The sequence below is a fragment of the Aquibacillus halophilus genome, from assembly GCF_009649745.1.
GTDB lineage: Bacteria > Bacillota > Bacilli > Bacillales > Amphibacillaceae > Aquibacillus > Aquibacillus halophilus.
The window spans coordinates 313,893-340,397 of record NZ_WJNG01000007.1 but is presented as its reverse complement, the minus strand read 5'-3'; the positions used below and the strand labels follow the sequence as shown (position 1 = coordinate 340,397).

25 protein-coding genes and 6 tRNA genes are annotated in these 26,505 nt (G+C 34.5%); 5 read left to right on the top strand and 26 right to left on the bottom strand.

Annotated features, from left to right (window positions below; genetic code table 11):
* Positions 1–305: 305 nt before the first annotated feature.
* From GH741_RS10600 to GH741_RS10585, 4 genes are all read right to left on the bottom strand, one after another.
* The gene (locus GH741_RS10600; protein WP_153736752.1) at positions 306–2,198 is read right to left on the bottom strand and encodes an LTA synthase family protein; all 1,893 of its coding nucleotides are present in this window, start codon (positions 2,196–2,198) and stop codon (positions 306–308) included.
* 280 nt (positions 2,199–2,478) lie between these two features.
* Positions 2,479–3,447, bottom strand: a complete 969-nt coding sequence (locus tag GH741_RS10595; RefSeq protein WP_153736751.1) for an ROK family glucokinase — start codon at positions 3,445–3,447, stop codon at positions 2,479–2,481.
* Position 3,448: 1 nt separating this feature from the next.
* Positions 3,449–3,658, bottom strand: a complete 210-nt coding sequence (locus tag GH741_RS10590) for a YqgQ family protein (RefSeq protein ID WP_153736750.1) — start codon at positions 3,656–3,658, stop codon at positions 3,449–3,451.
* A 107-nt stretch (positions 3,659–3,765) separates the two neighbouring features.
* Complete coding sequence (locus GH741_RS10585; RefSeq protein ID WP_153736749.1) at positions 3,766–5,223, bottom strand: spore germination protein; 1,458 nt, start codon at positions 5,221–5,223, stop codon at positions 3,766–3,768.
* Positions 5,224–5,454: 231 nt separating this feature from the next.
* Here GH741_RS10585 and GH741_RS10580 point away from each other — a divergent pair, with 231 nt between their 5' ends.
* The gene (locus GH741_RS10580) at positions 5,455–6,327 is read left to right on the top strand and encodes a hypothetical protein (protein ID WP_153736748.1); all 873 of its coding nucleotides are present in this window, start codon (positions 5,455–5,457) and stop codon (positions 6,325–6,327) included.
* Here GH741_RS10580 and GH741_RS10575 read toward each other — a convergent pair.
* From GH741_RS10575 to rpmG, 4 genes are all read right to left on the bottom strand, one after another.
* Positions 6,300–7,850 (bottom strand): rhomboid family protein, encoded by a 1,551-nt coding sequence (locus tag GH741_RS10575; protein ID WP_153736747.1) that lies wholly within the window; start codon positions 7,848–7,850, stop codon positions 6,300–6,302. The two genes, GH741_RS10580 and GH741_RS10575, sit on opposite strands and share 28 nt — an antisense overlap.
* An 87-nt stretch (positions 7,851–7,937) precedes the next feature.
* Positions 7,938–8,153, bottom strand: a complete 216-nt coding sequence (locus GH741_RS10570) for a hypothetical protein (protein ID WP_240795462.1) — start codon at positions 8,151–8,153, stop codon at positions 7,938–7,940.
* Positions 8,154–8,235: 82 nt separating this feature from the next.
* Positions 8,236–8,793 carry a 5-formyltetrahydrofolate cyclo-ligase gene (locus tag GH741_RS10565; RefSeq protein WP_153736745.1) on the bottom strand — a complete coding sequence of 186 codons (558 nt, stop codon included), beginning with the start codon at positions 8,791–8,793 and terminating at the stop codon, positions 8,236–8,238.
* A 712-nt stretch (positions 8,794–9,505) separates the two neighbouring features.
* Positions 9,506–9,655: a 50S ribosomal protein L33 gene (rpmG, locus tag GH741_RS10560; RefSeq protein WP_153736744.1), complete on the bottom strand. Its 150-nt coding sequence runs from the start codon at positions 9,653–9,655 to the stop codon at positions 9,506–9,508.
* Between the two features lie 200 nt (positions 9,656–9,855).
* Between rpmG and GH741_RS10555 the strand changes: the two genes are divergently transcribed.
* Together GH741_RS10555 and GH741_RS10550 are read left to right on the top strand one after the other, a co-directional pair.
* Positions 9,856–10,209 carry a hypothetical protein gene (locus GH741_RS10555; RefSeq protein ID WP_240795461.1) on the top strand — a complete coding sequence of 118 codons (354 nt, stop codon included), beginning with the start codon at positions 9,856–9,858 and terminating at the stop codon, positions 10,207–10,209.
* 10 nt (positions 10,210–10,219) lie between these two features.
* Positions 10,220–10,708 (top strand): endolytic transglycosylase MltG, encoded by a 489-nt coding sequence (locus GH741_RS10550; protein WP_170287610.1) that lies wholly within the window; start codon positions 10,220–10,222, stop codon positions 10,706–10,708.
* Between the two features lie 119 nt (positions 10,709–10,827).
* Here the strand turns inward: GH741_RS10550 and phoU are convergent, their stop codons facing one another.
* From phoU to GH741_RS10470, 16 genes are all read right to left on the bottom strand, one after another.
* Entirely contained in the window at positions 10,828–11,484 is a 657-nt protein-coding gene (phoU, locus tag GH741_RS10545; protein WP_153736742.1) for a phosphate signaling complex protein PhoU, read from the bottom strand.
* 22 nt (positions 11,485–11,506) lie between these two features.
* On the bottom strand, positions 11,507–12,298 hold the full coding sequence (pstB, locus tag GH741_RS10540) for a phosphate ABC transporter ATP-binding protein PstB (protein ID WP_276608226.1): 792 nt from the start codon (positions 12,296–12,298) through the stop codon (positions 11,507–11,509).
* Between the two features lie 35 nt (positions 12,299–12,333).
* On the bottom strand, positions 12,334–13,206 hold the full coding sequence (gene pstA / locus GH741_RS10535; RefSeq protein WP_153736740.1) for a phosphate ABC transporter permease PstA: 873 nt from the start codon (positions 13,204–13,206) through the stop codon (positions 12,334–12,336).
* Positions 13,206–14,105: a phosphate ABC transporter permease subunit PstC gene (pstC, locus tag GH741_RS10530; RefSeq protein ID WP_153736848.1), complete on the bottom strand. Its 900-nt coding sequence runs from the start codon at positions 14,103–14,105 to the stop codon at positions 13,206–13,208. The genes pstA and pstC overlap by 1 nt, the downstream gene beginning before the upstream one ends.
* Positions 14,106–14,228: 123 nt before the next feature.
* Positions 14,229–15,245 (bottom strand): PstS family phosphate ABC transporter substrate-binding protein, encoded by a 1,017-nt coding sequence (locus GH741_RS10525; RefSeq protein WP_153736739.1) that lies wholly within the window; start codon positions 15,243–15,245, stop codon positions 14,229–14,231.
* A 287-nt stretch (positions 15,246–15,532) separates the two neighbouring features.
* Complete coding sequence (locus tag GH741_RS10520; protein ID WP_153736738.1) at positions 15,533–17,698, bottom strand: peptidoglycan D,D-transpeptidase FtsI family protein; 2,166 nt, start codon at positions 17,696–17,698, stop codon at positions 15,533–15,535.
* Positions 17,699–17,769: 71 nt separating this feature from the next.
* Positions 17,770–19,044, bottom strand: a complete 1,275-nt coding sequence (locus GH741_RS10515) for an MFS transporter (RefSeq protein ID WP_153736737.1) — start codon at positions 19,042–19,044, stop codon at positions 17,770–17,772.
* Positions 19,045–19,179: 135 nt separating this feature from the next.
* A complete protein-coding gene (locus GH741_RS10510; RefSeq protein WP_153736736.1) occupies positions 19,180–19,791 on the bottom strand; it encodes a superoxide dismutase in 612 nt (203 codons plus the stop codon).
* Positions 19,792–20,019: 228 nt separating this feature from the next.
* Positions 20,020–20,092: transfer RNA gene (locus tag GH741_RS10505), tRNA-Phe, on the bottom strand.
* 3 nt (positions 20,093–20,095) lie between these two features.
* A tRNA-Ser gene (locus GH741_RS10500) sits at positions 20,096–20,188 on the bottom strand.
* Positions 20,189–20,205: 17 nt separating this feature from the next.
* Positions 20,206–20,282 (bottom strand) — tRNA-Ile (locus GH741_RS10495).
* 12 nt (positions 20,283–20,294) lie between these two features.
* Positions 20,295–20,370 (bottom strand) — tRNA-His (locus tag GH741_RS10490).
* Positions 20,371–20,391: 21 nt separating this feature from the next.
* Positions 20,392–20,468: transfer RNA gene (locus GH741_RS10485), tRNA-Met, on the bottom strand.
* Between the two features lie 6 nt (positions 20,469–20,474).
* Positions 20,475–20,549: transfer RNA gene (locus GH741_RS10480), tRNA-Asn, on the bottom strand.
* Positions 20,550–20,815: 266 nt separating this feature from the next.
* The gene (locus GH741_RS10475; RefSeq protein ID WP_153736735.1) at positions 20,816–22,447 is read right to left on the bottom strand and encodes a Na/Pi cotransporter family protein; all 1,632 of its coding nucleotides are present in this window, start codon (positions 22,445–22,447) and stop codon (positions 20,816–20,818) included.
* A gap of 210 nt (positions 22,448–22,657) precedes the next feature.
* Positions 22,658–23,299 (bottom strand): NfeD family protein, encoded by a 642-nt coding sequence (locus tag GH741_RS10470; protein WP_338079352.1) that lies wholly within the window; start codon positions 23,297–23,299, stop codon positions 22,658–22,660.
* 237 nt (positions 23,300–23,536) lie between these two features.
* Here GH741_RS10470 and GH741_RS10465 point away from each other — a divergent pair, with 237 nt between their 5' ends.
* Together GH741_RS10465 and ispG are read left to right on the top strand one after the other, a co-directional pair.
* On the top strand, positions 23,537–23,818 hold the full coding sequence (locus GH741_RS10465; protein ID WP_153736734.1) for a LysM peptidoglycan-binding domain-containing protein: 282 nt from the start codon (positions 23,537–23,539) through the stop codon (positions 23,816–23,818).
* Between the two features lie 112 nt (positions 23,819–23,930).
* Positions 23,931–25,037 (top strand): flavodoxin-dependent (E)-4-hydroxy-3-methylbut-2-enyl-diphosphate synthase, encoded by a 1,107-nt coding sequence (gene ispG, locus GH741_RS10460; protein ID WP_153736733.1) that lies wholly within the window; start codon positions 23,931–23,933, stop codon positions 25,035–25,037.
* Positions 25,038–25,084: 47 nt separating this feature from the next.
* Here the strand turns inward: ispG and GH741_RS10455 are convergent, their stop codons facing one another.
* Both GH741_RS10455 and GH741_RS10450 read right to left on the bottom strand, forming a co-directional pair.
* On the bottom strand, positions 25,085–25,528 hold the full coding sequence (locus tag GH741_RS10455; RefSeq protein WP_153736732.1) for a DUF4190 domain-containing protein: 444 nt from the start codon (positions 25,526–25,528) through the stop codon (positions 25,085–25,087).
* Between the two features lie 99 nt (positions 25,529–25,627).
* Positions 25,628–26,332 (bottom strand): lytic transglycosylase domain-containing protein, encoded by a 705-nt coding sequence (locus GH741_RS10450; RefSeq protein WP_153736731.1) that lies wholly within the window; start codon positions 26,330–26,332, stop codon positions 25,628–25,630.
* Positions 26,333–26,505 lie beyond the last annotated feature (173 nt).

Below are 26,505 nucleotides of genomic sequence, written 5' to 3'. Positions count from 1 at the left end.
TCACTACAATTATTCCTATGGCATGACCAAGCTCATGTAAAAATACGGAAAAAGGGATAGCAAAAACATAAAACAGAATAATTAGTAAGGCATTTATAATCAGTCACCTCAATATAATGCTAATTAAGTTCTACTTGAACAAACAAGCACAGTAACTTTTATAAAAATATTTTAACATTATATTCCAGTCTAACTATAATATTAGGCGGATAATTAGACTGGAATTTCACAGGATATTAAACGCAAAAAAACTATTGCCTATAAAAAAACCATCAACTAGCAAGCTAATTGATGGTTTTTTTTATTTAATTATTATTTATTTTATAGAATCTAAACAAATCACCGTAGATAATTTGATCAGAATAGGATAGTTCTTTTTGCACCATGTCATTTATCGGCTGACAAACATTCTCACCAGTATCTTCAGTCTCAACTACGCTCTTTGAAAAAAGCAGTTCTCCTGTGGTTCGATCAAAACATTGATCTTTAGAATAAACGTAGTCATCACTAATGAAACTCCCATCTCGTAAAGCTACAAATTCTTTTCGATCATCAGTAAATAAATCTGTACCAAATGAGATATCATCTTTGTTTTCAATTCCAAGAAGATGTAATAAGGTTGGTTTTACATCTATTTGACCAGAGATTTTAGACATTAACTTTCCTTCTTGTCCGGGTATATGAATAAAGAATGGAACCTTTTGTAATTGAACATGATCGTATGGTGTTATTTCCTCTTTATTTAAATACATACTCATTGCTTTATTGTGAAAATCACTTATTCCATAATGGTCTCCCATTATAACAATGATTGAGTCTTCATATACTCCTGACTCTTTTAATTGGGCAAAAAACTGTTCTAATGCTTCATCAGTATATCGAGCAGTTTGGAAATACTGATTAAGTGTCCTGGAATTTGAGTCGTATTGTTCAATAGAAGCATCTTCTTCACCTAATTCAAATGGGTAATGGTTTGTTAATGTGATAAATCTTGAATAATATGGTTCTGGTAACGATTGTAGATACTTTATAGACTGCTCAAAAAAAGATTTATCTTTTAGTCCCCAGCCAATTGAATTTTCATCCGTAATTTCATAAGCACTTTGTTCATAAAAGTGATCATAGCCTAAGTTTTCATACATTACATCACGATTCCAAAAACTTTTATTATTGGCATGAAATACTGCCGAGTAATAGCCATTTTCTTTAAGGATATCAGGAGTTGAGTTGTATTCATTTTGACCGTGTGTAAAAAACACGGCTCCCCTTGGTAATGGATACAATGAATTATCAATTAAAAACTCATGATCTGAAGTTTTACCCTGTTCTGTTTGATGATAGAAGTTTTCAAAATAATAACTATCATCGATCAAATCATTCATGAACGGTGTTACTTCCTCACCATTAACTGTATTATTTATAACAAAACTCTGCATGGATTCTAATGATATTAGAATGACGTTTTTGCCTTCGGCTATACCAAATAGCTTAGACTCTTCTTTGCTAGTGGCATTTTGTTCAACATATTTTTCTATGTCAGGCATTTCGTTTCCATCAGCAAAAACACGTTGCGCCTTTGATTTAGAGTGTAGTACAGTGTCATAAACATGATAATTAAACAGTCCAATATTTTTAACTAAATATTCACGATCAAATGTCCGCTGTAATAACTGTGGTCTTTCAATTTCTGCTAGAACATAATTCCCCAGTAGGAATAAAATTGAAGCACTTAATGCAATTGTTTTTGCTCTTTTATTATAGGTCGTTGCCACATGGCTTTCGTATCTTTTGCTTAAAAACCAAACAATTGCTACATCCAATAACAAGAAAATATCTGTAGGATTGATGAGTGAAAAGAAACTTGATCCTAGATCTGCAGCGTTACTTCCCTGAAAAAGTACTGGGATGGTAATAAAATCAGTAAAGTTCCGATAAAAAACAAGATTTAGAAATAAAATTAAAGTACCCATCAATGTAGCAAATCGTAAAAATTTCATCTGTCGTTTATTTTTAAACCAAACGCTTAGTGCCAAGAATAAAAATGCAGAAGCGAATGGGTTAATCAATAGGATAAACTCTTGCATTATATTTTCTATCGATATATTAAACATAAAGCGATACACAATGTATGTTTTTATGCCAAATAGAATACTAGCAAGTATATATAATGGTGGTATCTGAAACCGTCTTAATGACATTGTTTTCCTCCTAACCCTTTGTGTTAATCAATTGTACTTTACACTGCTATCTAATAGTTTACTTTGTGGAATAAAAAAAACCACTACTACTATGACGTTAAAGCGAACAGAAAAGTTTCATTTTAGTAGTGATTTATTTAATTATGATCTATTGCTTCGAAAAAAAATAAACCCATAATAAGGGATTATTTTTTATAGTGATTAATGAATTTAAGCTTAAAACAAAACTTGAACAGACTTTCATTATAAAATACTATCACTCATTTAACAATCTTTATTTTTATAAAGTAACAACTTGATTTTTCACTAAATAAGCTCCACCTATCACACCTGCATCGTTTCCTAATTGAGCGATAACAAATTCGCACTCTTCACTAATTCTAGGAAGAGCATAATTAGTGAAAGATTGCCTAAGTGGAACTAACAACTGAGCTCCCGCCTTAGACACTCCACCACCTATAACAATCTTAGAAGGATTAATTAAAGTAGCAGCATTAGCAATTGCTAACCCTAGAAAGTCTGTAATTTTTTCAACTATCTCACTAGCTTGACTATCTCCTTTTTTAGCTAAATCAAATACATCTTTAGCAGTTATTTCTCCATGAAGCTTGTAATGTTCTTTTATCATTGAATTAGATTCTGTATTAAGTACATTGTTTGCTTGACGGACAATACCTGTTGCCGAAGCTATTGTTTCTAGACAGCCTCTTCTCCCGCAATTACAAGGAGCTCCCCCTGGTTCAACAGTTAGATGACCTATTTCACCCGCAGTACCATTAAACCCATTAATTATCTTACCATTTGCAATGATCCCACCACCGACTCCAGTTCCCAAGGTAACAGCGATTAAAAAATCTGCTAAGTTGCCGGCACCTTTCCAATTTTCCCCTAAGGCAGCGATATTAGCATCATTGTCTACAAAGACTGGAAGGTTTGAAAGCTTCTCCAGTTGTGGACCTAAGTCAAAGTCTTTCCAACCAATATTTACTGCTAATGATACATTACCTGTTTCAGTATCAACAAATCCTGGTGCACCCACACCAATTCCGTGGATTTGATTTTTATCTATATGCAATTCACCTAAATTTTCATCTAAAGATATCCAAATATCGTTAGGGATTGAAGCCCCACTATTATCCTTGTTCGTCAGAATTTCCCACTTATTCAAAATATCTCCAATATTATTAATAATAGCTATCTTAACAGTTGTTCCCCCAATATCTACTCCAATGAAATAATCTTTATTCATTTTAATCTCTCCTCATTGCTTCACGTACTCCAGCTACTTCTTGTCTTAGAAGTAATATAGCCATCTGATAATCTTTAGTCTCAATACATTGTGATTGAAATAATTCTTTAATCTCGTCTTCCATCATCTCAAGATCTGCCAAACGATCCCCTATATAAATAATAGTCCCAAATTTCTTTAGCAATTGTTGAACGTCATATATTGTTTTCATTTTATCACCAATACCATTATAGCAATGGATACAAAGAAAATAAATAATTAACTGTAGTATTCCCCAGAATGTTAGTCTTTCTTAATTATAAAAAAGATCCAGATCGATTATCGATCTGGATCTTGTGGATTAAGAAATTTTGGTCTACTACTTTTCAGCGGAATTGGAGTTCTAATAAAAATATCTAAGAAGGATTTTGGTGCGAATGGCATGAACGGCCATAGGTAACCGGTTTGAAAAGAATTCATTCTCATTAAATAAAAGATCCATACTGTTATTCCTACGACATAACCAGCAACTCCAAAACTTGCTGTCACGATAAGCAAAAGAACTCTTACAATTCGATTTGCTAAACTCAATTCATAGCTTGGTGTGGCAAAAGTTCCAATAGCTGCTACTGCTAAATATAAGACAACTTCATTAGAAAATAAACCTACTTCTACAGCAACCTGCCCAATCAGAATAGCTGCTACAAGACCAAGAGCTGTTGCCAAAGCTGTTGGCGTATGTATGGCTGCCATACGAAGCATATCTATTCCCACTTCAGCAATTAGAAACTGTAAAAACAAAGGAATTTCACCGGTCTCATTTGGTCCTACAAATTCTAAGGTACCCGGAAGTAAATCAGGATTTACCGAAAACAAATAATACAAAGGCAAAATAAAAATAGAGGAAATAACTGCAATGAACCGGACCCACCTTAAATATGCACCCACTAATGGCTTCTGTCGATATTCTTCTGCATGTTGTAAATGATGCCAATAAGTGGCTGGTGTAATCATTACACTTGGTGATCCATCTATTATTACTATTATATGACCTTCATAGAGATGAGCAGCTGCAGTATCAGGTCTTTCCGTATAACGAATAGTTGGATAAGGATTCCAATGTCGCCCACCTAAAAACTCTTCAATTGTTTTTTCTGCCATTGGTAAACCATCAGTATCAATTTTCTTTAGGTGGTCCTTTAATGAATTTACTTTTTCAATATCAGCAATATCTTCAATATAACAAACACAAACATCCGTTTTTGACCTTCTACCAATACTTAGATATTCCATTCTTAATGATCGATCTCTTATACGTCTCCTGGTTAATGCTGTATTAAAAACTATCGTTTCAACATAACCATCCCTTGAGCCTCTGACCACTCGTTCCAAATCAGGTTCCTGTGGACCTCGAACAGGATAAGTACGAGCATCAATTACTATAATTTGATTAATGCCTTCAATAACAAGTGCTGTTGGACCTGCTAAGACGGTATCTGTTGCAACATCCAGGTCATCTACCTTGTCCAGTTCGACATAAGGTATATAAGTCTTCATTAACTTTTCTAGTGGCTCTGGTTCCAATTGTTCTGGTTCGATTTTCGACAAAAACTTCATTAACAAATGTAATATGTCATCTTTTACAAAGCCATCAATCATAAACATAGTCATTTTGCGATTTGCATATTCAAGATCTAACTGAATGACATCGAAGCTTTTATCTACTCCTAGTCGTTCTCGCATATACTCTATATTCTGTTGATAACTTTGATACATTGGTCGCGACTTTTTTTCCATGCTCTCACCCTATACTAAATACTTATAGCATTAGGTTGTGCCTAAACATTAAATTAAATTCATGAAGAATAACTTATTACAAAAAATCAATCAAACTCCATAGTTAATAATATTTCTACTCCTTTTTCATATATATCAGACAAGCAACATATATAATTTATTAATTAGTTTTCTCATTAAAGATTATCATCTTAGGTAGGTTTAAATGAGTTAAAAAAGGAGTTAGAAGAAATGAAAAAAACAATAACTGTTTTGTTTACTGTTGTATTGTGCTCTCTTCTACTTGCACTTTCTTTTTTTCAAAAAAGTGATGTAGCTGTTGTTAAACATTTTCCTATTGATCAAAATGTAGATTTCACTACATATGACACAGATTTAAGTCTGTTGTCTGAGACAGACCAAGATGAGTATGACGTAAACTGGACGGTTATATCACAATTAGATAGTCCAATATATTTAAGACAGGATGTGTCATTACTGTATTCTGATGGTCGTTTAAAGGGAATTTTAAGTAAGTGGAAAGAAAATGAACAAGACATTCAATTAAAATCATCTATTCACGGGGAAGATAGTAGTCACTTTCAGGCAATATCCTTTCACCATGGCGAAATTCACTATGCGGACGATGAGATAAAAAGTATTAACTCTATGTCTTATGATGAATTGTATGTAATTGATTCCCCACACAGTGCTCTTGAATCATTTGATCAACCTATTAGCTCTAACCAGGAAGAATGGAAGCACACTTTAGATCACGCAACGAATCAACAACTTACATATCATTGGAAGCAACTTATAGAATTCTTTGAGATCCCTCAGTCTAAGTATAATGTTGTTCCACTAACAAACTTACATGTCTATCAATCAAAACCGATACCAACTTTAAGCAAAGCAAAAACACAACAAGTAATCGGACAATTGTGGGAGGGTCTTTATAAAAATTATATTTTAGGAATTTCTAGAAATGAACAACCAGTTAAAAGCTTTATTCCAATCGTTCTATTTTCTAAGCAAGGCCACCATCTAATTGTATTATATGAAGATCAGAGTGGAGAAAAACAACAATTAATACAATATTACTCTTCAACAGAAAATAGCAATTGATGTAACTCAGAAATACCTTCGTCATTTGGATTAAGTTCAAATGCTATTTTTGCATTTTCTTTCGCATTTTCGAGATTTCCTTCCTGCCAATAGACTTGTGCTAACTTATAATGTGCCTCAGAAAAGTTTTTTTTCTCTTTAACTGCTGATTCCAGACTTTTTATGGCTTCAACTGGATTATCTGTGTTTATAAAGGCAATTGATTGGTAATATAATAATTCTGCTTTAAATTCATTTGAAGTTTTTAGCCCTTTAGTGATTATTAAGATTGCTTCTTCATATTTTTCGTCTTGAAGTAATTCCTGACTAACTTGTAACTGGATTGCACCACTAGAATGATTTGAAGTATTAGATAATCCAAAATATACCAAAAAGCAAATAATAACCAAATAAACTACTGTGGAAGAAACCTGAACAATCTTTTTGCCTTTCTTTGGAAAGAAAACGATAGATGATGCAATAAACCCTCCAAATAATCCTCCTAAATGTGCACTATTGTCAATTTGTGGGACAGTTAGTCCAAATACGATATTTAATCCAATGACAAACAACAAGTTCCATCCCATGGTTTGGAAGAAAACTTTTTTATAATTAACACCAAAGAAAAGTAGTGCTCCCAAAAGACCAAAAATTGCTCCCGATGCTCCTGCTGCAATTTGCGGATTAAATGCGAAGCTTGCTATTCCCCCAACAATACCCGCCAAAAAATAAATGATAATAAAGCGGATGTTTCCGTAAATTCGTTCAACTGCTGTCCCAACATAATAAAGAGCCAACATGTTCATAAACAGGTGTAGCAACCCAATATGAAGGAACATAGAAGAAATAATCCTCCACCATTCCCCTTCAATAATATTAGGGTTATATTTTGCTCCAAACTTAATAAGTGTGGATAAAGATGTGCTAGATCCAATCATTTCTAGCAGGGTGAATAAGAGAACGTTAACAATTAAAAATACATATGTGACGAATGGTTTGCCTTTAGTAAATAGTTCCTTAGATTCTCGTAGTTCTGTTTCATATATACTAGTCAATTTTGTTTCTAGGTAATAAGTCATTTGGTCCATTTCCAATTCAGTTTCTGGAAAAGTTATTTCCTTCTCTAACAAACCGAGTTCCTGGAATAAACGATCCGTCTCTTTTTCAACAGACTCACTAGCCAAATAATAAACAGTCATACTTACCTTATTTCTATTTTCTACTTGAACCCTATTTTTTAATGACTCCCATTGATCAACCGGTGGGTACGTCGCAATATAAACATTATGTATATGAATCGTTCGGCCTATTAAAAAACTTTTCATTTTTTTAACTTTATTAAGAACCAAAGAGTTATCCCGCTTTAACTGATTACTCCAATCAAAACCCCGGTGGACAATTCTTATAACATTACTCGTACCACTTATTTTCTTTTTTAACCAAACTTCATTAGATGCTTTGTCAGTATGTAAAATTTCAAATTCATGATTGCTCACTAGTTGGTTTACCAAGCGAAAGAAAAGATATCTTTCTTTAATGTACATGTCTTCCCCTCCCACCTCATCATAGCATGATAATCAAATTAAAAAGCTATTTGCTGTTTATTTAAAAAAAAAAAAAACGTCCGGATTTTACACCGAACGCCCTATAATACTTGGTAGTATTTTCTCTCTAATATATGGCATGTTCATTGTCACATTAACAATCAGTTTTCTTAACACTCTAATTGCCAATAAAGCATTGAGAATCTTATATCTCCATTTATAGAACACAGTAAAACCAACATAAAGAGTACCTAATAAGAGAAAAAACCTCAACCATTTCACCCCTTTTACTTGCTTAAACATAGTTTTAGTTTGCTACAATTCTCTAAAAAATATGCTAAAAGAAAAAAGGGTAGTTACCATAAGATTAGATAATGAAAAAATTCTAAAATAATACTCCCGATTCTGTAATAAGATGTTGAACTTGAATATCATAGCGGTCATACGGAAGAGCCGATAAAACTTGTTGATCACTAGCGAGAGAAATAGTTACCCCATTAAAATCACTTAAATAGCGATCATAATATCCTCCACCAAATCCGATTCTATAGCCTTGATGATCGAACAACAATCCAGGGACAATTATCAAATCTATCTCATTTTTATGAATTTCAACTGATTGTGCTGGGTTAGGCTCTAATAGATTGAAATACACTGATTCCAATTGATTATACGTATCCAATTGATAGAAAATCAATTGTGAAGTGTCTGGATAGCACTTTGGTACAGAAATTTTTTTTCCTTCTGACCATCCTGTTTCAATAATTGTAGTTGTGTTCCATTCATGTTTACGGGACATAGTTATTCCAATAGATGTAGCTTCTTTCCAATAAGGTGTTTGAAACAAGTATTTTTCTAATTTAAACTCTGTACTCAGTTTATCTACACTAGAAAGAGATTTAACGTATTCCAAAGATTGTTTTCTTAATTCTGACTTTTTCAAAGTTACACCTCTTTACATTTAAAATAGGCTGTTTATGTAGTTTTTGTTGCTTTTTAATATTCGCAGTTGATATAAAAAGCGTCGTAACCGTGACTTATCCCTATAGGATGAGTGATCATCCATCGCTTCGGAAAAACACTCCCTTTCCATGGTGAACGCTTCAGCCTCCTCACGAGAAAAACGCTCGTTGCGGGGTCTTCAGACTGTTCCTTTCCCATAGGAGTGTCGCATTTTTCCGAAGCTTAAAGTAGTTTTCTGTTCAAGTAAGATGTTACCCCAAGAAACGTTAATTTCATAAAATTTCACTACTTACTAATTTGAAAATATCATTGCGTGGAGGTTTGTATTTTTTTATGAGTCTTAGTGTATTTACAGCGCTAGTACTGTTAATAACTCCACTTATATGATGGTGATTGAAGCGGAGGGCAGTCGACTCCAGCGGGAAAAGCGACGGCTGAAAATCCCGCAGGAAGTGGTATTCTTCCGAGGAAGTTGAAGCGTTGCCCGCGGAAAGCGACTGCCCGGAGCGCAAATCAACATATTAGTTACGACACAGTTTATAGATATTCTGTCAAAACAATATTTTTGGAAAGCAGCCTTAAAATAAGACTTGAAATAAAAAAATCAGTTAAAAAAAGTATAATAAAAACTCCTACCAAATTTAGGTAAGAGTTTTTGTGCAAGGCATTTACTGTCAGTTTTAAAAACTAACTTACTTAGTCTCGCGATGTAACGTTTGCTTCTTCAGACGCGGGCTGTATTTTTTAAGCTCTAAACGTTCTGGATGTTTACGTTTATTTTTAGTTGTAATATAATTACGGTCACCTGTTTCAGTACAAGCTAATGTGATATTTACACGCATGGTTATCCCTCCAAACCTTTATCAATAATAACTAGTTTTTTGTTATCATTTTCAGACTTAATAATAGTATCAAAAATAGCTCGTAATTTCAAGCTATCTTTTCCATACTGTCGAAAAAAACAGAACTTTTTCTCTGAGTTGTTTTAAGTTTTTACTAACTATGTTATAACTAATATTGAAAACTAAATGGAGGGAAACAAGTGATTTACATTATAGTTACTATCATTACTATTGCATTACTTTTATTTATCTTATCTTTTTTCATGAATGATCGATTCAAACAAATTGAGAATCAAATCGAACAGTTTTCTATATCTACTATGCAGGAATCGTATCAAATGAAAAAGAAGTTAAAAATATTAGAAGAAGAGCTATTAACTACCAATCTAGGTGAAGTGGAAACCTTTGAGAAGCATAACAACCAAACACCACTACTTAGGAAAATTAATCATCTGCATAATAAAGGGCTGGATGTCCAAATGATTGCAAAAGAAACCAATTTGAGTGAATACGATGTGCAGTCTATTATTAAACAATTTTCATTTGAGAAATAGAGGAATTATAATGAAACAAACAATACGTGCGTTTTCTTTAGGATTACTTTGTTCATCCTTACTTTTGGGTGCTACTTATTATAATACATTAAAAAAACCTGTTGAATCTGTAAAAATGACTACAGAAGAAATGATTATTTCACTTGAATCTTCCGGATACCTTGTTTTGACAGAGCCACCAGAAATTACTGGAGATGAAGACGAGGAAGATCAGACCCAAGCTAGTGATATTGATGAGCCTGCGGACGATTTTGAATCGGAAGATACTGTTGAAAAGCCCACTTCTGAAAATATTACTCACACTCTAGAAATCGAGTCAGGTATGGGCCTGGAATCAATTATAGACAAGTTGGCCTCCATACAACTAATAGAAGATGAAGAAGCGTTTAGAACATACCTTATTGAGAACGATTATAGTACAAGGATTCAAGTTGGTGAGTTCAAACTAAATTACGGCATGTCTGAAAAAGAAATTGCTGACACAATTACAAACCAATAAAAGAAACTACAAGATTGATTTGGGTGAATTTCTGATCTTTCAAGTTTAAAATAACTTAAATAAAAAATAATATACGAAAATATTGGCCGCAGGAAGTTTTTTCCCTTTGCGGCCAATATTTAATTTAGATTAAATGATTCTCCTTTTACCAAATACATAATATTTTCACCAATATTTGTAGCATGGTCTCCAAACCGTTCAATATATCTGCCACTAAAAGCCATCTGCATAATATGTTGAATTTTTTGTGGGTCTGTGGCAGTTTCTTCCAATAACTCAGTCAGTATTTTAGAATACATGCCGTCAACCAAATCATCTAGTTCAGCTAGTTTTCTCGCTAGGGTAATATCTTCATTCTCATAAGCTTTTATCGATAAATCAATCATTTTTAATGCAATATCCCTCATATCTTTCAGCTCGCTATGAATCTTTATCCCATGATCCTTTCCTAAGTGAATTGTCGATTTCGCTATATTTTTGGCATTATCCGCCATACGCTCAAGATCAGACGAAATTCTTATGGCGACAATCAACCTTCTTAAATCGGAAGCGACAGGCTGTTGTTTAGCAATCAGCAAAATTGCTGTTTCATTTATTTCTAAATCCTTCTTATCCAGCAATTTGTCATAAGCAATAACTTCCTTTGCCAGTTCTAAATCAGAGTTATATAGAGCTTCCACTGCTTGACTTAATGATTTTTCAGCACCATGGGCCAACTCAATAATTAATATTTTTATTTTATCTAGCTCTACTTGAAATTGTCCTCTTGCAGCCATTCATATCCCTCTTCTCTCTTGATTAACCAAATCGACCAGTAATATAATCTTCTGTTCTCTTATCCTTGGGATTCGAAAATAAAGTGTCGGTATCAGTAAATTCAACTAATTCTCCGTTTAACATAAAAGCGGTTTTATCTGATATTCTAGCTGCTTGTTGCATGTTATGAGTAACAATTATAATAGTGTATTTATCCTTTAAGTCCTTAATTAACTCTTCTATTTTCAAGGTAGATATTGGATCTAAAGCTGAAGTAGGTTCATCCATTAATAGTACATTGGGTTCGATTGCTAAGCATCTGGCAATACATACTCTTTGCTGTTGGCCACCAGACAGACTATAAGCATTTTGATTCAACCTATCCTTTACTTCATCCCAAATCGCAGCCCCTCTTAAGCTTTTTTCAACAATTTCATCTAAAATTTTCTTTTTCTTAATCCCGTGAATCCTTGGCCCATAGGCAATGTTTTCATAAATAGATTTAGGGAAAGGGTTAGGCTTTTGAAAAACCATCCCAACCTGTGTGCGCAACTCTTCAACCATTTGTTTCTTTCTAAAAATGTCTTGATCTTGATACAAAATTTGACCTGATGTCTTGACGCCAGGAATCATATCATTCATACGATTCAAGGTCTTTAATAGTGTTGATTTTCCACACCCTGAAGGACCAATTACAGCTGTAATTTTATTTTTGGGTATGGTTAAGTTAACTCCATATATGGCCTGATTAGATCCGTACCATAAATTAAAATCTTCAATATTAAAGATATATTCATCATTTTCTACGATATTACTTACGAATTTTTTATCCATCATAGCAACTCCCATAAGTTAAAACCCTCTTTCTGTTAATATCTACTTTGAAATTTATTTCTGATCCAAATAGCAATGGAGTTCATTAATAAAAGGATGATCAATAATACAATAATTCCTGCTCCAGCTAAATACTGCCATTCTTCTTGCGGTCTAGTCGTCCAATTATAAATTTGTATAGGCATTGCGGTGTATTTAGAAGTCAATGAATCTGGAATCGTATAAATTGCTGCTGCTGCACCTACAATAATTAGTGGAGCTGTTTCACCGATGGCCCGGGATAAAGCTAATATCGAACCTGTTAAAATTCCAGGGATAGAAGCTGGTAAAACAATCCGCCATATTGTCTGCCACTTTGTTGCACCCATTGCAATTGATGCTGCTCTAATATCTTCAGGTACAGCACGTATTGCCTCTTGTGAAGCAACTACAATAACTGGCAAAATGAGTAAACTCATCGTTAATGCTCCTGCAATTAGGGTATATCCAAGACTGAATAAATACACGAAAAATGTTAGACCTAATAAACCGAAAACAATTGAGGGAACACCCGCTAGATTTTGAACGTTAATTTGAATAAATCTTGTAAATTTATTTTTCGCTGCGTATTCCTCTAAATACAATGCTGTAGAAACACCTATAGTAATTGAAATTGGTGCTATAAGAAACATCAGATATAGTGACCCCATAATTCCGGCAAACAATCCAGCTTTTTCAGGATATGGCGCAGGAAATTGCCTTAGAAAATCTATATTTAAAGAACCTAATCCTTGGTTTAATATTCGATAAATTAGTAGTGCTAGCGCTAGTAATGCTAATGACATTGAAAAAATAAAAATATATTTAAAAACTTGATTTACAATTACCCTTCTTCTCATCCGATTGATTGAAAAAGTATTAGTTTGCATTAGTAATCCTCCCTAAATCTACGGGAAATATATTGAGCGAATAAATTCATTGCAAATGTGAAAATAAATAAGGTAATACCTACCGCATAAATACTAAAATAAATAGTAGATCCGTATGATGTATCTCCTGTTGCTCCTTGGACAATGAAAGCTGTTAATGTCTGAATAGATTCCATCGGATTAAACGTTAAATTTGGAGTAGCACCAGCAGCAATGGTAACAATCATCGTTTCACCAAGTGCACGAGAAACAGCAAGGACAATGGAAGCGACAATTCCGGATAAAGCCGCTGGGATGATCACTTTCCATGTTACTTCAAGCTTTGTTGCTCCGAGAGCTAATGCCCCTTCACGCAAACGATTCGGTACAGCATTCATCGCATCTTCAGATAATGAAGCAATCATAGGTGTAATCATAATTCCAACTACTATACCTGCACTTAAAGCGTTAAAAATCTTTAAATCTGGGAATATCCCCTGTAAAATTGGGGTAACAAAAGTTAATGCAAAGAAACCATAAACAACAGTTGGAATACCCGCCAATATTTCTAGTATCGGTTTGATGACTTTCCTCGATCTAGTACTTGCATATTCGCTAAGATAAATTGCCGATGCTATTCCGATCGGCAAAGCAACACAAGTTGCAATAGCGGTAACTAATAAGGTTCCAGCAATTAAAGGAAATACGCCAAATTTTCCAGACCAAGGGGACCATTGTGTGCCTAAATAAAATTCTGCCAATGAAACATCTGAGAAAAAAGTAACAGATTCTCTTAACAGAGTAAATAAAATTCCTATGGTAGTTAATACAGAAATAATTGCACAAAGCAAAAGAAATAAAGGTACTATTTTCTCTGTAGTATTAAAGATGCTCTTATTACTCTTTTTTTGATTTATCATTTCTTGAACAGAATAGTTTTGCTCCTGTTGTGTATCCACAAAATGACCCCTTTTCTATAAACCGGAGTTGGGTCAACCTTTTTAAATGGTTGACCCTTATCCTAAATTAAGTTTTGAAGAATATTACTTACCAGCCAACTCATTAATTGCATTGATTTGTTCCTGAATTTTTTCTTGCGGCAAAGCAACATATCCTACTTGTTCAGCCGCTGCGCCAGCATTTTCTAAAGCATAGACAGCAAAGTCATGTACTTGCGGCTTCTCTTTCAAATAGTCCACGTTCACGTAGGTGTATAATGGTCTAGAAAGAGGTGAGTAAGAACCATCTTGAATGGTATCTCCATTAGGTTTTACTGGATTTCCATCACCATTATCAATTCCTAAAACTTTTAAAGTATCTTCATTTGCAATATAGTAAGCATAGCCGAAAAATCCGATTGCATATGGATCACTTGAAATACCCGTTACTAATGTGTTGTCGTCCTCAGAGAGTGTTACACCTTCTCCTTCTCTCATTGGATTTTCTTCTAAAACTACTTCATTAAAATAATCAAATGTACCAGAATCATGACCAGGGCTGTAAATTATGATTTCTTCTTCAGGCCACTCAGAATTAACTTCAGACCACTTTGTTTTTCCACTTTCAGCTAAAAAGATTTCTCTTAATTCATCAATTGTTATATTTTCAAGAAAATCATTTTCTTGGCTAACTACTACAGATAATCCATCGTAAGCTAGCTCCAGTTCATAAAGTTCGATTCCATTTTCTCCGGCTAGTGCGATTTCTTCTTCTTTAATTGGACGAGATGCATTACTAAAGTCAATTTCTCCTACTGTAGACTTCTTAAATCCACCACCAGAACCAGAAGAATTAAGCGCAGTTTCAACTTCAGGCTTCACTTGGTTGTATTCATATGTCAAGAATTCCATGATCGGTAAAACAGTTGAAGATCCATCTAAAGCAATCTCACCTGAAAGTTCTTGTTCGTTGTCTACTTCAGTTTCCTTACCTTCAGCAGTGTTATTTTCTTCAGTCGTGTCTTCATTTTGTCCTGTTTCCTCTTCAGTCCCACATGCTGTTAACAATCCAATAGATAAAACAAATAGTGCAGCTATTAGAAATACTTTCAAATTCTTCATTTGACTAGTTCCCCCTAAAGATTTGCTTTTGTATTTAACTTGACTTAACAAGCTACAAATACATCATAACTAATTAGTTTTAAGCTACAGTTAAGGGAACGTAAAGAAATTGTAAATTTGAATAATATTATGTCACTATGGAGATAATAATTTCTTTTTATATATTAGGTGCAAATCTTTCGAGAGAGATTTACTCTTTATGACACTCTCTCTATAACAAATTAAGATATATAGTGAAATAAAAAAGCCTTGATAACTGAATGTTATCAAGGCTTGATTTTAACTTATTATTCTTGTTCTGTTTCTGCATCCTTGTCTTGAACAGCTTCTTGCTTGAGTTCTAGGTTAACCCCATTTTTAGCTCTTTCTGCTTTTAATTCAAAATACTTATCTAAAATTTTTCTACCTATCATATGGTTTATTGGATGCTGGCCACCGCCTTCAATAATACCATTGTTTGGAACTACTATAGCAAATGCAATTTCCGGATCATCGTACGGAGCATAACCGACCAAACTAAGGTTTTCTACATGGGCTACCAATCTACCATCTTGATATATCTCATTCTCAGCTGTACCTGTTTTCCCAGCAGGTTTATAAGAGTTATAGGGTGCTTCTCCAAAGTAATTAACAGCAGTACCCTGATTTTCTTGCATAACTCTTCTAAAGCCTTCTTGAACACGATCGATATATCCGTCATCCATTTCAATCTTATTTAATACCTCTGTATTTACTGATTGAGCTATTGGCCCAAGTTCATTTTTATCGGCTACAGGCTGTCTCACTTCTTTTAATAGATGTGGTCGAACTCGATAGCCGTCATTTGCAATTGTTGACGCATATTGAGCTAATTGAAGGGTTGTAAATGTATCAAACTGGCCAATGTTAAAGTCCATCAATTTACCAGCAGCATTAAATTCAATATCCCCTTTGAAACCAGTTCCTTCATATGGTAAATCAATACCTGTTTCCACACCTAAGCCAAACTGACTAAAATAGTTTCGCATAAGTCTAAAACCATCATCATCAAAACCTCTTAATTTATCATTATGTCGATATACTCCTCCACCCATTCGCATCGCTATATGGAACATATATACGTTGGAAGAGCGCTTGAGAGCGTTAATATCATTAATTGACCCTAAATTCATCCAAGAACATTTAGGTTGTGTTCCTGCAATCTTAACACATGTATCATAAATAGGTTCTCCTGGATAGATAACTCCAGAATCTAAACCCGCTAGCACAGAAGCCCCTTTAATCGCTGAACCTGGGCGGTGGGCATCATAGATAACCCGGAATGAATGATCTTCATATTCATTTGTCTCTTTATTATGCCTTACTCCTGACAACGCTAAAACTTCACCAGTTTTTGGATTCATCATTGCAACTAAAGCATCCTCTAAATATCTGTTCTGATATGGATGTTTTTCCACTGCTGTTTGTAATTCCTCTTGAACAATTTGATCGACAGCTTGTTGTAGCTCCATATCAATGGTCAATATTAAATCGCTTCCTCGTTGGCCGTCAACAACTGGTTCGGAACCAACAATATTCCCTGATTTATCAGTAGTATATTGAACCACTTCTTTTCGTCCCCGTAAGATACTCTCGTATTGTTGCTCTAATCCACTTTCACCGACCCGATCGTTACGACTGTAACCTCGAGTTAGATAGAAGTCTCTATTCTCACTAGGGATACCTTCATTTGATGAGGTTATTCCTCCAATATAACTTCTAAAGGTACTACCATAAACTACTTTTCTTTTCCAGTCTATCGAAGCATCAATACCTGGTAGATCGTATAGATGTTCGGATACCTTTGCATACTCTTCTTCGGTGACATCTTCACCTTTAATTACGTGGGGTGATAACTCATAAGCCTTATCTAGTTCTTTTTTGATTGCTATAATATTTAAAAGTGAATCTGACCAATCCAATTCAGCTAAATCTTCAGTTGTTATTTCTTCAAGCATTTCTTGATATTGCTCGGAGTTACTTAATTCCAATTGTTCTGGTGTTAAGCGGTCTCGAACTTCACTCTTGTTTAGCAAATACCAATATTCTTTTTTGTCTCTCTCCTTGACCATTTCATTTAATTCATTTGATTCATCAGTATTTTCACCAATAACGATAAATTCAGCTAGTTTTTTTGCAATATCTAAGCGGTCATCTGCTGTATCTCCACCCTTAGGAGGAGTGTAAGTTATTGCCCGAAGTGGTTCATTATCTAAGATTATTCTACCAAATCGATCATACATTTTGCCTCTTGGCACCGATATTTTAGAACTTGTATTTACTGTTTTATCTATCTCTTCTTGTGCTTCTTCCCCATTCAATATTTGAACTACACCAAGTTGTAAAATTAATATAGAAAATAAAGCAAAAACAATTAAAAATAATATATTTAAACGAAAGGGAAGCTGTGTTCTTTTCTTTTTTTTCTTTCCCATTCAGTGTTCCCCCTTTAATTACAAACTACATTAAGTATATCATCTATTATTTGCGCCTACTATACATAATTTCATCTATTCTTGTTATCAACTAATCCTTTGTTGGAACTAACACTCTCATCATAACTAACTCCTTTAAGGTTTATATCTTTTATAAAGAAATAAATGACAAAGTGACCAGCACCAATTACCATGAAAAGATAAGGAATAGCCGTTTCAGCATCAAATATGCTTACGGTAATTAAAAACAGAATAATTGAAGATACCCTACCTATATTTACAAATAATTCCCTAACAACAATATATTCAATTCTCATTTCAGCGGCCTTCCATGCTTTCCCGATTACATCAAAGGTCATTGAAAGATATGGTACAAAGAGTATTGGATATGAAAATCCAATTATTGCTGCGTAAATCAGTAGTGTTGTATAATTCATGTGAAATATAATTATAAATACTGACAAGTAAAGAGATAACCCTCCAATGAAAATTCCCCATTTTCTCATCCTATGCTTAATATACTTTGCAGCTAGAAAATAAAACACAAAAGAAAAGCCAGAAAATACTAAATTAAAAGTTCCTAAGGCTAGCTCACTCTGTGTAGTAACAAATACCCAAACAGATATGACAAATACAAACACCCCTTCCCTTAGACCCTGGAAAGTATGGGCATATAGAATCCGTTTCCAATCCTTGTTGTTTTTTCTTTCTTGAATTATTCTTCTAAATGAAAAATTTCCTTTTGCGGATCGTCGTTTTAAAAACATGGTACAAACAACCGCTAATAAAAATAATGCAAAAGATATTGTAAATATGATTGTATAGCCTTGAAAATTATCCATTCTTGAGATAATAAACCCTGCCAAAATTGGACCTATCATCCCTCCAAAGGATTGCATTAGTCCTAAAAAACCATTAAAAAAATCTCTTGTCTCGGGTTCAGTTACTTCAAAAGTCAGTACATTGAAAGCAAGCCAATAAAAGCCAAATCCGATCCCAAGCAGACCACCAAGTAACATATTATATGTAGCTGCATTTTCTCCGACAATCAAAACAGTCATGAAAAAAAGGGATAAAAAAATGACCCCTAATCGTAATACAATTACTCGGTCAACCTTTTTAGCCCATCTTCCTGCTAAGATAAATGTAAGAGGCTGCATAATGAAAATGGACAAATTGTATTGTGCAATGGCGATATACTCACCGGATTGCTTCCATAAGTAGATATTTACAAATGTATTAGAGAGAAAGGTAGCTAGCGCATAAAGCCCACCTATAGTTAATAACAATTTCAGATCTCTATCTATTTTAATGTCTCCTAAAAGCAAATTTAAACCTTTTTTCATATCTCCCGACTCCTTTATCTATCTACGATATATTATTTTCAAATTACATCGAGATATTCAGGAGAATCAAATGTTTGAATACTACAAAAAAGAAGATCCTTAGCTATAACTAAGAATCTTCTTCGTAAACTGTATTTATTTTGCAGCTTGATAGCGATTTGATACTTCATCCCAATTAACAACATTCCAGAAAGCTGAAATGTAATCAGGGCGTTTGTTTTGATACTTCAGATAATATGCATGCTCCCAAACATCAAGACCAAGAATAGGTTTTTTACCCTCCATAACAGGAGTATCTTGATTTGGAGTGCTAGTAATTTCTAATTGTCCGTTATCCACAATTAACCATGCCCAACCAGAACCAAATCGACCAGTAGCAGCATTGGCAAATTCTTCTTTAAACTTATCGTAACTGCCGAATTTTTCTTCAATCTTACTTCCGAGTTCACCTGAAGGTTCTCCTCCACCATTTGGAGAAAGAATGCTCCAAAATAAACTATGGTTTGCATGGCCTCCACCATTATTACGAACAGCAGTACGGATAGATTCAGGCAAGCTGTTCAGATCTGATAATAAATCTTCTAGAGATTTACCTTCTAAGTCAGCATGCCCTTCTAACGCACCATTTAGTTTCGTCACATACGTGTTGTGGTGCTTTGTATGGTGGATGTTCATTGTTTCCTTATCGATATAAGGCTCTAATGCATCATATGCATAAGGCAATTCTGGTAATTCAAATTTAGCCATTTCAATTCCTCCTTTATGGTTATGTAAGAAAAACGCACATAAAATGTAACGTTATTCCAATTAATCCAAGATTATCAAAGCGGGGTAATTCATGCAACATTTATGCTTTGAAAATCAACTACTTATATATATGTTCCCAAGCTGTGTTTTATTTAAACTATCATTTCAACATTTTTTAATATTTTAACCAAAACAAAAGAACAAGCAATATTTGCTTGTTCTTTAAAGTGGCTCGGGACGGAATCGAACCGCCGACACACGGATTTTCAGTCCGTTGCTCTACCGACTGAGCTACCGAGCCAAATGGAGGAGGAAGAGGGATTCGAACCCCCGCGAGCCGCGAAGCCCCTGTCGGTTTTCAAGACCGATCCCTTCAGCCAGACTTGGGTATTCCTCCGTATATAGTTTTAAAAATGGTGGACCCTGCAGGACTCGAACCTGCGACCGATCGGTTATGAGCCGATAGCTCTAACCAACTGAGCTAAGGGTCCCTATTAAAAAAATGGGGCGACCGATGGGAATTGAACCCACGTATGCCGGAATCACAATCCGGTGCGTTAACCCCTTCGCCACGATCGCCATTAATTACATTTATTCAATTGGTAGCGGCGGAGGGAGTCGAACCCACGACCTCACGGGTATGAACCGTACGCTCTAGCCAGCTGAGCTACACCGCCATAGTATGGCTCCACAGGTAGGACTCGAACCTACGACCGATCGGTTAACAGCCGATTGCTCTACCACTGAGCTACTGTGGAATAATAGTTACTTCATTTTTTTTGCTTGTTTCTTTAGAAAATTTCGGTTAAGACTTAAGCGACGAAATATAATATAACATGTATTAGGGATACTGTCAACATCATTTCCTAGCTTTAAAAACAAGCAACAAAAATAATATAGCACGTACACAGATTGCATTCAAGGGTTTTATCATTTTTTTTAACAGTAGTTTGTAACTTAACCTATTTCTACACCATACTAACAGTATTATTCAGACATAAAAAAAGAGCCGTCGGCTCTTTTTTTATGTCTTTTCTCCCAATACTTCTTCTGCAATATTAAGTGAATGATCACCAATACGTTCTAAATTACTTAAAATGTCTACAAATACTATACCGGATGGTCCAGTACATGCACCTTCATTTAGTCTAATAATATGTTTTTTACGATAAGCTCTTTCCATTTGATCAATTTGTTCTTCTTTTTGTACAACTTCTAACGCCTCTTCACGATTCATTTCACCTAATGCCTTTATTGCCTGTTTTACAGTGATGAGCGTTAAATCAAACATATCATTCAAATCTGCTTGTGCTTGCTCAGTAATAATAACCTTATTTGAAATTTTATAGTCAACAAGCTCTACTATATTTTCAAAATGATCTCCAATTCTTTCAATATCTCTAACCGAGTCAATCAAGGCGGAGTGTTTAGTACTCTCTGCTTCTGTAAACGAGGTACCTGAGAGTTGCACTAAGTAATCAGTTATCTCTCTGTCCAAATTATTTAAAGCACCCTCAATTTGTAAAGCCATATCTGCATGTTTTTGATTCTGATTGTTCAGATAAAAGCTCGCTTCCTCAAGCCCTTTATATGCATATTCACCCATTCGAATAACTTCTTCTTTAGCTTGATCAAGTGCAACAGATGGTGATTGTTGAATAAATATAGGATCCAAATGCTTTGGCTTGTACTCTACGATGACATCTTCACCTGGTATTAATTTTGTCACAATAAATGCCAATCCTGCTATAAATGGAAATTGAATAGCTGTGTTTGCAATATTAAAAGAACCATGTGCAAAAGCTATTGTCATTTCAGCATTTAAATTAAATGCACCCTGTAAAAATACTACAAAGTCCGTATAAAACCCTAAAAATATCAGGAATATCGTAGTACCTATTACATTAAATATCACGTGAGTAAAAGCTGCACGCTTGGCTGCAATACTCGCTCCAATTGAAGCCAAGATTGCTGTAATGGTTGTACCAATATTATCACCAAAAAGAACTGGTAGTGCTGCTGTAAGTTCAATCGCTCCTTGATCATACAGTCCTTGTAAGATACCAATTGTAGCACTTGAACTCTGAACAATGAATGTAAATAACGTACCAATTACAACTCCTAGAATTGGATTATCACTCATGCTAACTGTCAAGTCCTGAAATGCTTGTACATCTCGTAATGGTTTCATGCCACCACTCATTAATTCCAAACCATAGAACAATGAACCGAAACCAAATATCGTTTGGCCCAAATAAGAGATCTTATTACTCTTAAAGAAAAATAACATAAATGCCCCTATTGCCATTATTGGTAGTGAATAGGCACCAAGATCAAAACCAATGATGAAAGCTGTGACGGTCGTCCCGATATTAGCTCCCATGATAACACCAATCGATTGTCTCAGAGTCATAAATCCGGCATTTACCAATCCTACTGTTAATACTGTTGTCCCGGAACTACTTTGAATTAAAATAGTAACGATAATTCCAGCTAACACTCCCATAAATGGGTTTGAAGTAAAGCGATCTAAAATGTCTCTAAGTCTGTCACCAGCTGACTTTTGGAGTCCATCTCCCATGAATTTTAATCCTAGTAGAAAAATTCCAAGTCCGCCGACAAATTCAAATATCAAGTCCTGTACATTAATCTCCAATGGAGTTCATCCCTTCATCCAGAAAAATTATGCATAAATTATTAAGAATGCCTTTTTCATTATTAATTAGATGTGAAGCATTTGTAAAGAATTTTCGATATAATTTACACTAAATTTACAAAAACCTGTGTGAAAATGACATTTTTTATATTTTCAGAATTAAAAAAGTACTGTTTCTATATAAAAAAACAGTACTTATAATCTATAAAGTTATTTTGTATTACTTTCGAGTTTTGATACTAGGATTTTAGTACCATCTACAAGAGTCACGTTTATCTTGGACCCACGTTCAATCCACTGACCATTTGTAATTGCACTATAGTCATTATTTTCGATTCGAATGGTTCCGACTGGGCGCATATCAGTAACTGTTATTCCTTCTTTATTGATTAATTCAGAATAAGTTTTGTTCATAGTATTATATCCTTTATCACTGGTTAGTTGGTCAGATAATGTAAGTTTTGTCCACATATCTCTTCTTTTGAAAACTTTTAAGAAGAACAACGAACAAACTCCACCAATAATTACACCAATTACTGCATAGAGACCTGCAATCCAGTTTGGTGAGCTTAAGCCTACCGAGAGTATCATACACACAGCACCAATTGTTGCAAGTGTACCATCATTTAGTAATTTCCCATCAATAATTATTAGAATTAGGCCCAGAAAATATATACTCATCATCACGAAAAACATTCCAGGATCGAGATAAGATAGAAAATAAACGGTGATAAAACTTAATCCTATTAACCCAAAGAAACCCTTCATATTGACTAAGAGCTCACCAATTAGAAATAATGTACCCAAACCAACAATAATGAAACTTATCCAATCACCAGAAAAACTTGCCACTTGAATCACCTCTCCTTACATCCTCTGTCTGTATTACGAAAGATACTTTGTTTTAGTTTCATAAAAAAAAAAGGTTTTTCTTAAAAGTGTAGAAGTTATATATAACATAATACTAAGGAGGCAAATAAAACAATGGGTTTATTTAAAAAAATATGCCTTACAGTATTTATAATATTATTCTTCATCAGTATTTTTAAAGACTTAACGGTAGGTACAATTATACAGGAGAAAATCATTATGGAACAAGAAGAAGTTAAAAAGAACGAAAATGACGAGCAAGAATCAGACACCCAGGTTCCGCAACACCCAAAAGAGACAGACAGATATTATGTTAAACCATATACTGTGATACCTGGAGATACCGTCTTATCTATTGTTGAGGAATTTAATGAAGAGCAGTCGTCCGTACAAATGAATCAAATAATCCAAGATTTCCAAATTTTGAACCCGGATGTTGATCCACATCAAATTAAACCTAATATGGATTATTTATTTCCAGTTTATAAAAATTTACCTTAAAAATTATTATTATTTAAGGTTTGATACTTCTCATTTATTACTATTACCATTATAATGAACAGTGGTACTTAATAGATTACCACTTTCGCGAAAATAAAGGAGCGATTAATTTATGGCTTTAACACACAGAAAAAACACACGACCTGTTAAGGTAGGAAACGTTATGGTCGGTGGGAAAAATGAAGTTGTAATCCAGTCTATGGCTACAACTAAGACACATGATGTTGAGGCAACTGTTAAAGAGATTCTTCGTCTAGAGGAAGCCGGTTGTCAAATAGTACGTGTAGCATGTCCAGATGAGCGCGCAGCTAACGCTATTCCAGAAATTAAAAAACGAATAAATATCCCTTTGGTTGTTGATATACATTTTAATTATAAACTCGCCCTCAAAGCTATTGAAGGTGGAGCAGATAAAATAAGAATTAACCCAGGTAATATTGGAAAGCGAGATAAAGTAGAAGCTGTTGTGAATGCTGCCAAAGCAAAAGGGATACCGATTAGAATTGGCGTCAATGCAGGTTCCTTAGAGAGACACATATTAGAAAAGTATGGATATCCAACTGCAGATGGTATGGTTGAAAGTGCGCTACACCACATAAAAATCTTAGAAGAATTAGACTTTTATGATATTGTTGTTTCCCTTAAAGCATCTGATGTAGGTCTAGCAATAGAAGCCTATGAAAAAGCTGCTGAAGTAATTGATTACCCACTTCATTTAGGCATTACAGAGTCAGGAACACTATTTGCTGGTAGTATAAAGAGTGCTGCCGGTATGGGTGCTATACTAAGTAAAGGTATTGGTAGCACAATGAGAATATCATTGAGTGCTGATCCTGTTGAAGAAATTAAAGTAGCTAGGGAGTTACTAAAAACGTTCGGACTATCCTCCAATGCAGCTACTTTAATTTCATGTCCTACCTGTGGAAGAATTGAAATTGATTTAATCAAAATTGCTAATGAGGTTGAAGAGTATATTTCTACTATTAAGGCACCTATTAAAGTAGCTGTATTAGGATGTGCTGTTAATGGTCCTGGAGAAGCACGGGAGGCTGACATAGGCATAGCTGGTGCTCGAGGGGAAGGATTACTTTTCAGACATGGTGAAATTATTAGAAAAGTTCCAGAAGAAACGATGGTAGAAGAGCTTAAAAAAGAAATTGATAAAATAGCCGAAGAATATTTTGCTAAAAAAGCTGAAGAAGAAAAACAAGAAGTTTAACAAGAAAAAGCTGGTCCGTTTAAATAACGGACCAGCTTTTTGACTAACTATACAAAAGGTGCCACGAACAAAGTGATTACGATGGAAATTGCACCAGCAATAATCGCTGTGTTACCAAGAGTATCTGCACCTCGACCTCTGGATACGAAACCAAAAATTATCCCAGCAGCACCAAATATGATTGGCATTACAAAAAATGATAATACTGCCAGAATGACAGCAAGCCACCCAAATCCAGTTTTAACCTCAGACTTCATTTCAGTTTCTTGCTCTGTTGATGTGATTGGTCTATTGAATTCGTTTGCGGTTAATTCTTGACCAAACTCCTCTTTATAAGCTTCATCAAGGGAATAAAGCTCTTCATCTTCAACAATAGGAGGTACGTTCTCTGCCCCTTGTTGTCTAGCTGATACTACATCAGGCTCTTCTCCCCCAAAGTTAGGGGCTTTTTCGACTTCCTCGTTTCTTTCATTACGATACGATTCGTCCATTTTAAACCCTCACTTTCATTATCGAGGTGCCTTTATAGTCTATGGACAATAAAGAATTTATTACGAGGTAGATTTCGCAAAAACAGAGACATATTACCATTAATTAAGCGCTAGTGATTTATATTCCTCTGCGTTATTTTGTATCCTTTTGGCATAGTCACTTTTGGCATGACCGTTCTCCTCTTTATATTGCTCTAATCCTGCCATACCACGATGATAAGCAGTTAATGCTTCATTCCAATTTCCATATTCATTGTGCAAAAAGTCTAAGTAAATTAGTGACAACTGAATAGAGTAATAAGGATCGAACAATAAATCATCTTCATAAGGTAGTTCACCCATCTCTGCAATCCATGGAGCTGTATTCTTCATAAACTGTGACATTCCATATGCATTCCCATATACTGTATCAGGTCCGACTAATTCAGGATTGAACGTTCCACCTGTTTCAACCTTTAGAAGTTCATAAACCAGGTATGGATCAATATTATATCGCTCTGCTTCTTTAACCAGGTATAATGCCCATGACATTTTAAATTCCTCGTCACTTTCTTCTACGAGAACATCTGCTTTTCGCACTATTTCAGGCCACTTGTAGTATCCGGTGTCTTCACTTTCCACTGTACTTGTTTGAAGATAATCTCGTTGAGCTTCTAGTTTATTATTTTCCTGTATTAGTTGTTCATTTTCTGCCGTTAAGGTTTCATATTGATTTTTATATTGAGTGATATATATTCCGGTACCAGTTAGTAACATTACTACTACTAATAAAATTAAATACCGTCCAGATTTTATCTTTTTCATCTAAAAACCATCCTTCCAAATTAAGCAAACACTCATAAAGCCTACAGCTTTGTATATTAACTAAGGTTTCCTTTATTTGCAAACAATAAACATTTATATATTTGATCAATTTTCATTAACACAAAATTAATTCATTCATACATTAGTAGTACCATACTAACCAAGGGAGATTG

What these genes read in the sequence shown, in the direction of transcription:
- GH741_RS10575 (WP_153736747.1), bottom strand. Translation starts at nt 7,850, where the DNA reads ATGTACATTAAAGAAAGATATCTTTTCTTTCGCTTGGTAAACCAACTA.
- GH741_RS10585 (WP_153736749.1), bottom strand. Translation starts at nt 5,223, where the DNA reads ATGGAAAAAAAGTCGCGACCAATGTATCAAAGTTATCAACAGAATATA.
- GH741_RS10525 (WP_153736739.1), bottom strand. Translation starts at nt 15,245, where the DNA reads ATGAAGAATTTGAAAGTATTTCTAATAGCTGCACTATTTGTTTTATCT.
- GH741_RS10590 (WP_153736750.1), bottom strand. Translation starts at nt 3,658, where the DNA reads ATGAAAACAATATATGACGTTCAACAATTGCTAAAGAAATTTGGGACT.
- GH741_RS10510 (WP_153736736.1), bottom strand. Translation starts at nt 19,791, where the DNA reads ATGGCTAAATTTGAATTACCAGAATTGCCTTATGCATATGATGCATTA.
- GH741_RS10515 (WP_153736737.1), bottom strand. Translation starts at nt 19,044, where the DNA reads ATGAAAAAAGGTTTAAATTTGCTTTTAGGAGACATTAAAATAGATAGA.
- pstA (WP_153736740.1), bottom strand. Translation starts at nt 13,206, where the DNA reads ATGCAAACTAATACTTTTTCAATCAATCGGATGAGAAGAAGGGTAATT.
- GH741_RS10580 (WP_153736748.1), top strand. Translation starts at nt 5,455, where the DNA reads ATGAAAAAAACAATAACTGTTTTGTTTACTGTTGTATTGTGCTCTCTT.
- GH741_RS10520 (WP_153736738.1), bottom strand. Translation starts at nt 17,698, where the DNA reads ATGGGAAAGAAAAAAAAGAAAAGAACACAGCTTCCCTTTCGTTTAAAT.
- phoU (WP_153736742.1), bottom strand. Translation starts at nt 11,484, where the DNA reads ATGGCTGCAAGAGGACAATTTCAAGTAGAGCTAGATAAAATAAAAATA.
- GH741_RS10550 (WP_170287610.1), top strand. Translation starts at nt 10,220, where the DNA reads ATGAAACAAACAATACGTGCGTTTTCTTTAGGATTACTTTGTTCATCC.
- GH741_RS10600 (WP_153736752.1), bottom strand. Translation starts at nt 2,198, where the DNA reads ATGTCATTAAGACGGTTTCAGATACCACCATTATATATACTTGCTAGT.
- pstC (WP_153736848.1), bottom strand. Translation starts at nt 14,105, where the DNA reads ATGATAAATCAAAAAAAGAGTAATAAGAGCATCTTTAATACTACAGAG.
- rpmG (WP_153736744.1), bottom strand. Translation starts at nt 9,655, where the DNA reads ATGCGTGTAAATATCACATTAGCTTGTACTGAAACAGGTGACCGTAAT.
- pstB (WP_276608226.1), bottom strand. Translation starts at nt 12,298, where the DNA reads ATGGATAAAAAATTCGTAAGTAATATCGTAGAAAATGATGAATATATC.
- GH741_RS10570 (WP_240795462.1), bottom strand. Translation starts at nt 8,153, where the DNA reads ATGTTTAAGCAAGTAAAAGGGGTGAAATGGTTGAGGTTTTTTCTCTTA.
- GH741_RS10465 (WP_153736734.1), top strand. Translation starts at nt 23,537, where the DNA reads ATGGAACAAGAAGAAGTTAAAAAGAACGAAAATGACGAGCAAGAATCA.
- GH741_RS10450 (WP_153736731.1), bottom strand. Translation starts at nt 26,332, where the DNA reads ATGAAAAAGATAAAATCTGGACGGTATTTAATTTTATTAGTAGTAGTA.
- GH741_RS10595 (WP_153736751.1), bottom strand. Translation starts at nt 3,447, where the DNA reads ATGAATAAAGATTATTTCATTGGAGTAGATATTGGGGGAACAACTGTT.
- GH741_RS10455 (WP_153736732.1), bottom strand. Translation starts at nt 25,528, where the DNA reads ATGGACGAATCGTATCGTAATGAAAGAAACGAGGAAGTCGAAAAAGCC.
- ispG (WP_153736733.1), top strand. Translation starts at nt 23,931, where the DNA reads ATGGCTTTAACACACAGAAAAAACACACGACCTGTTAAGGTAGGAAAC.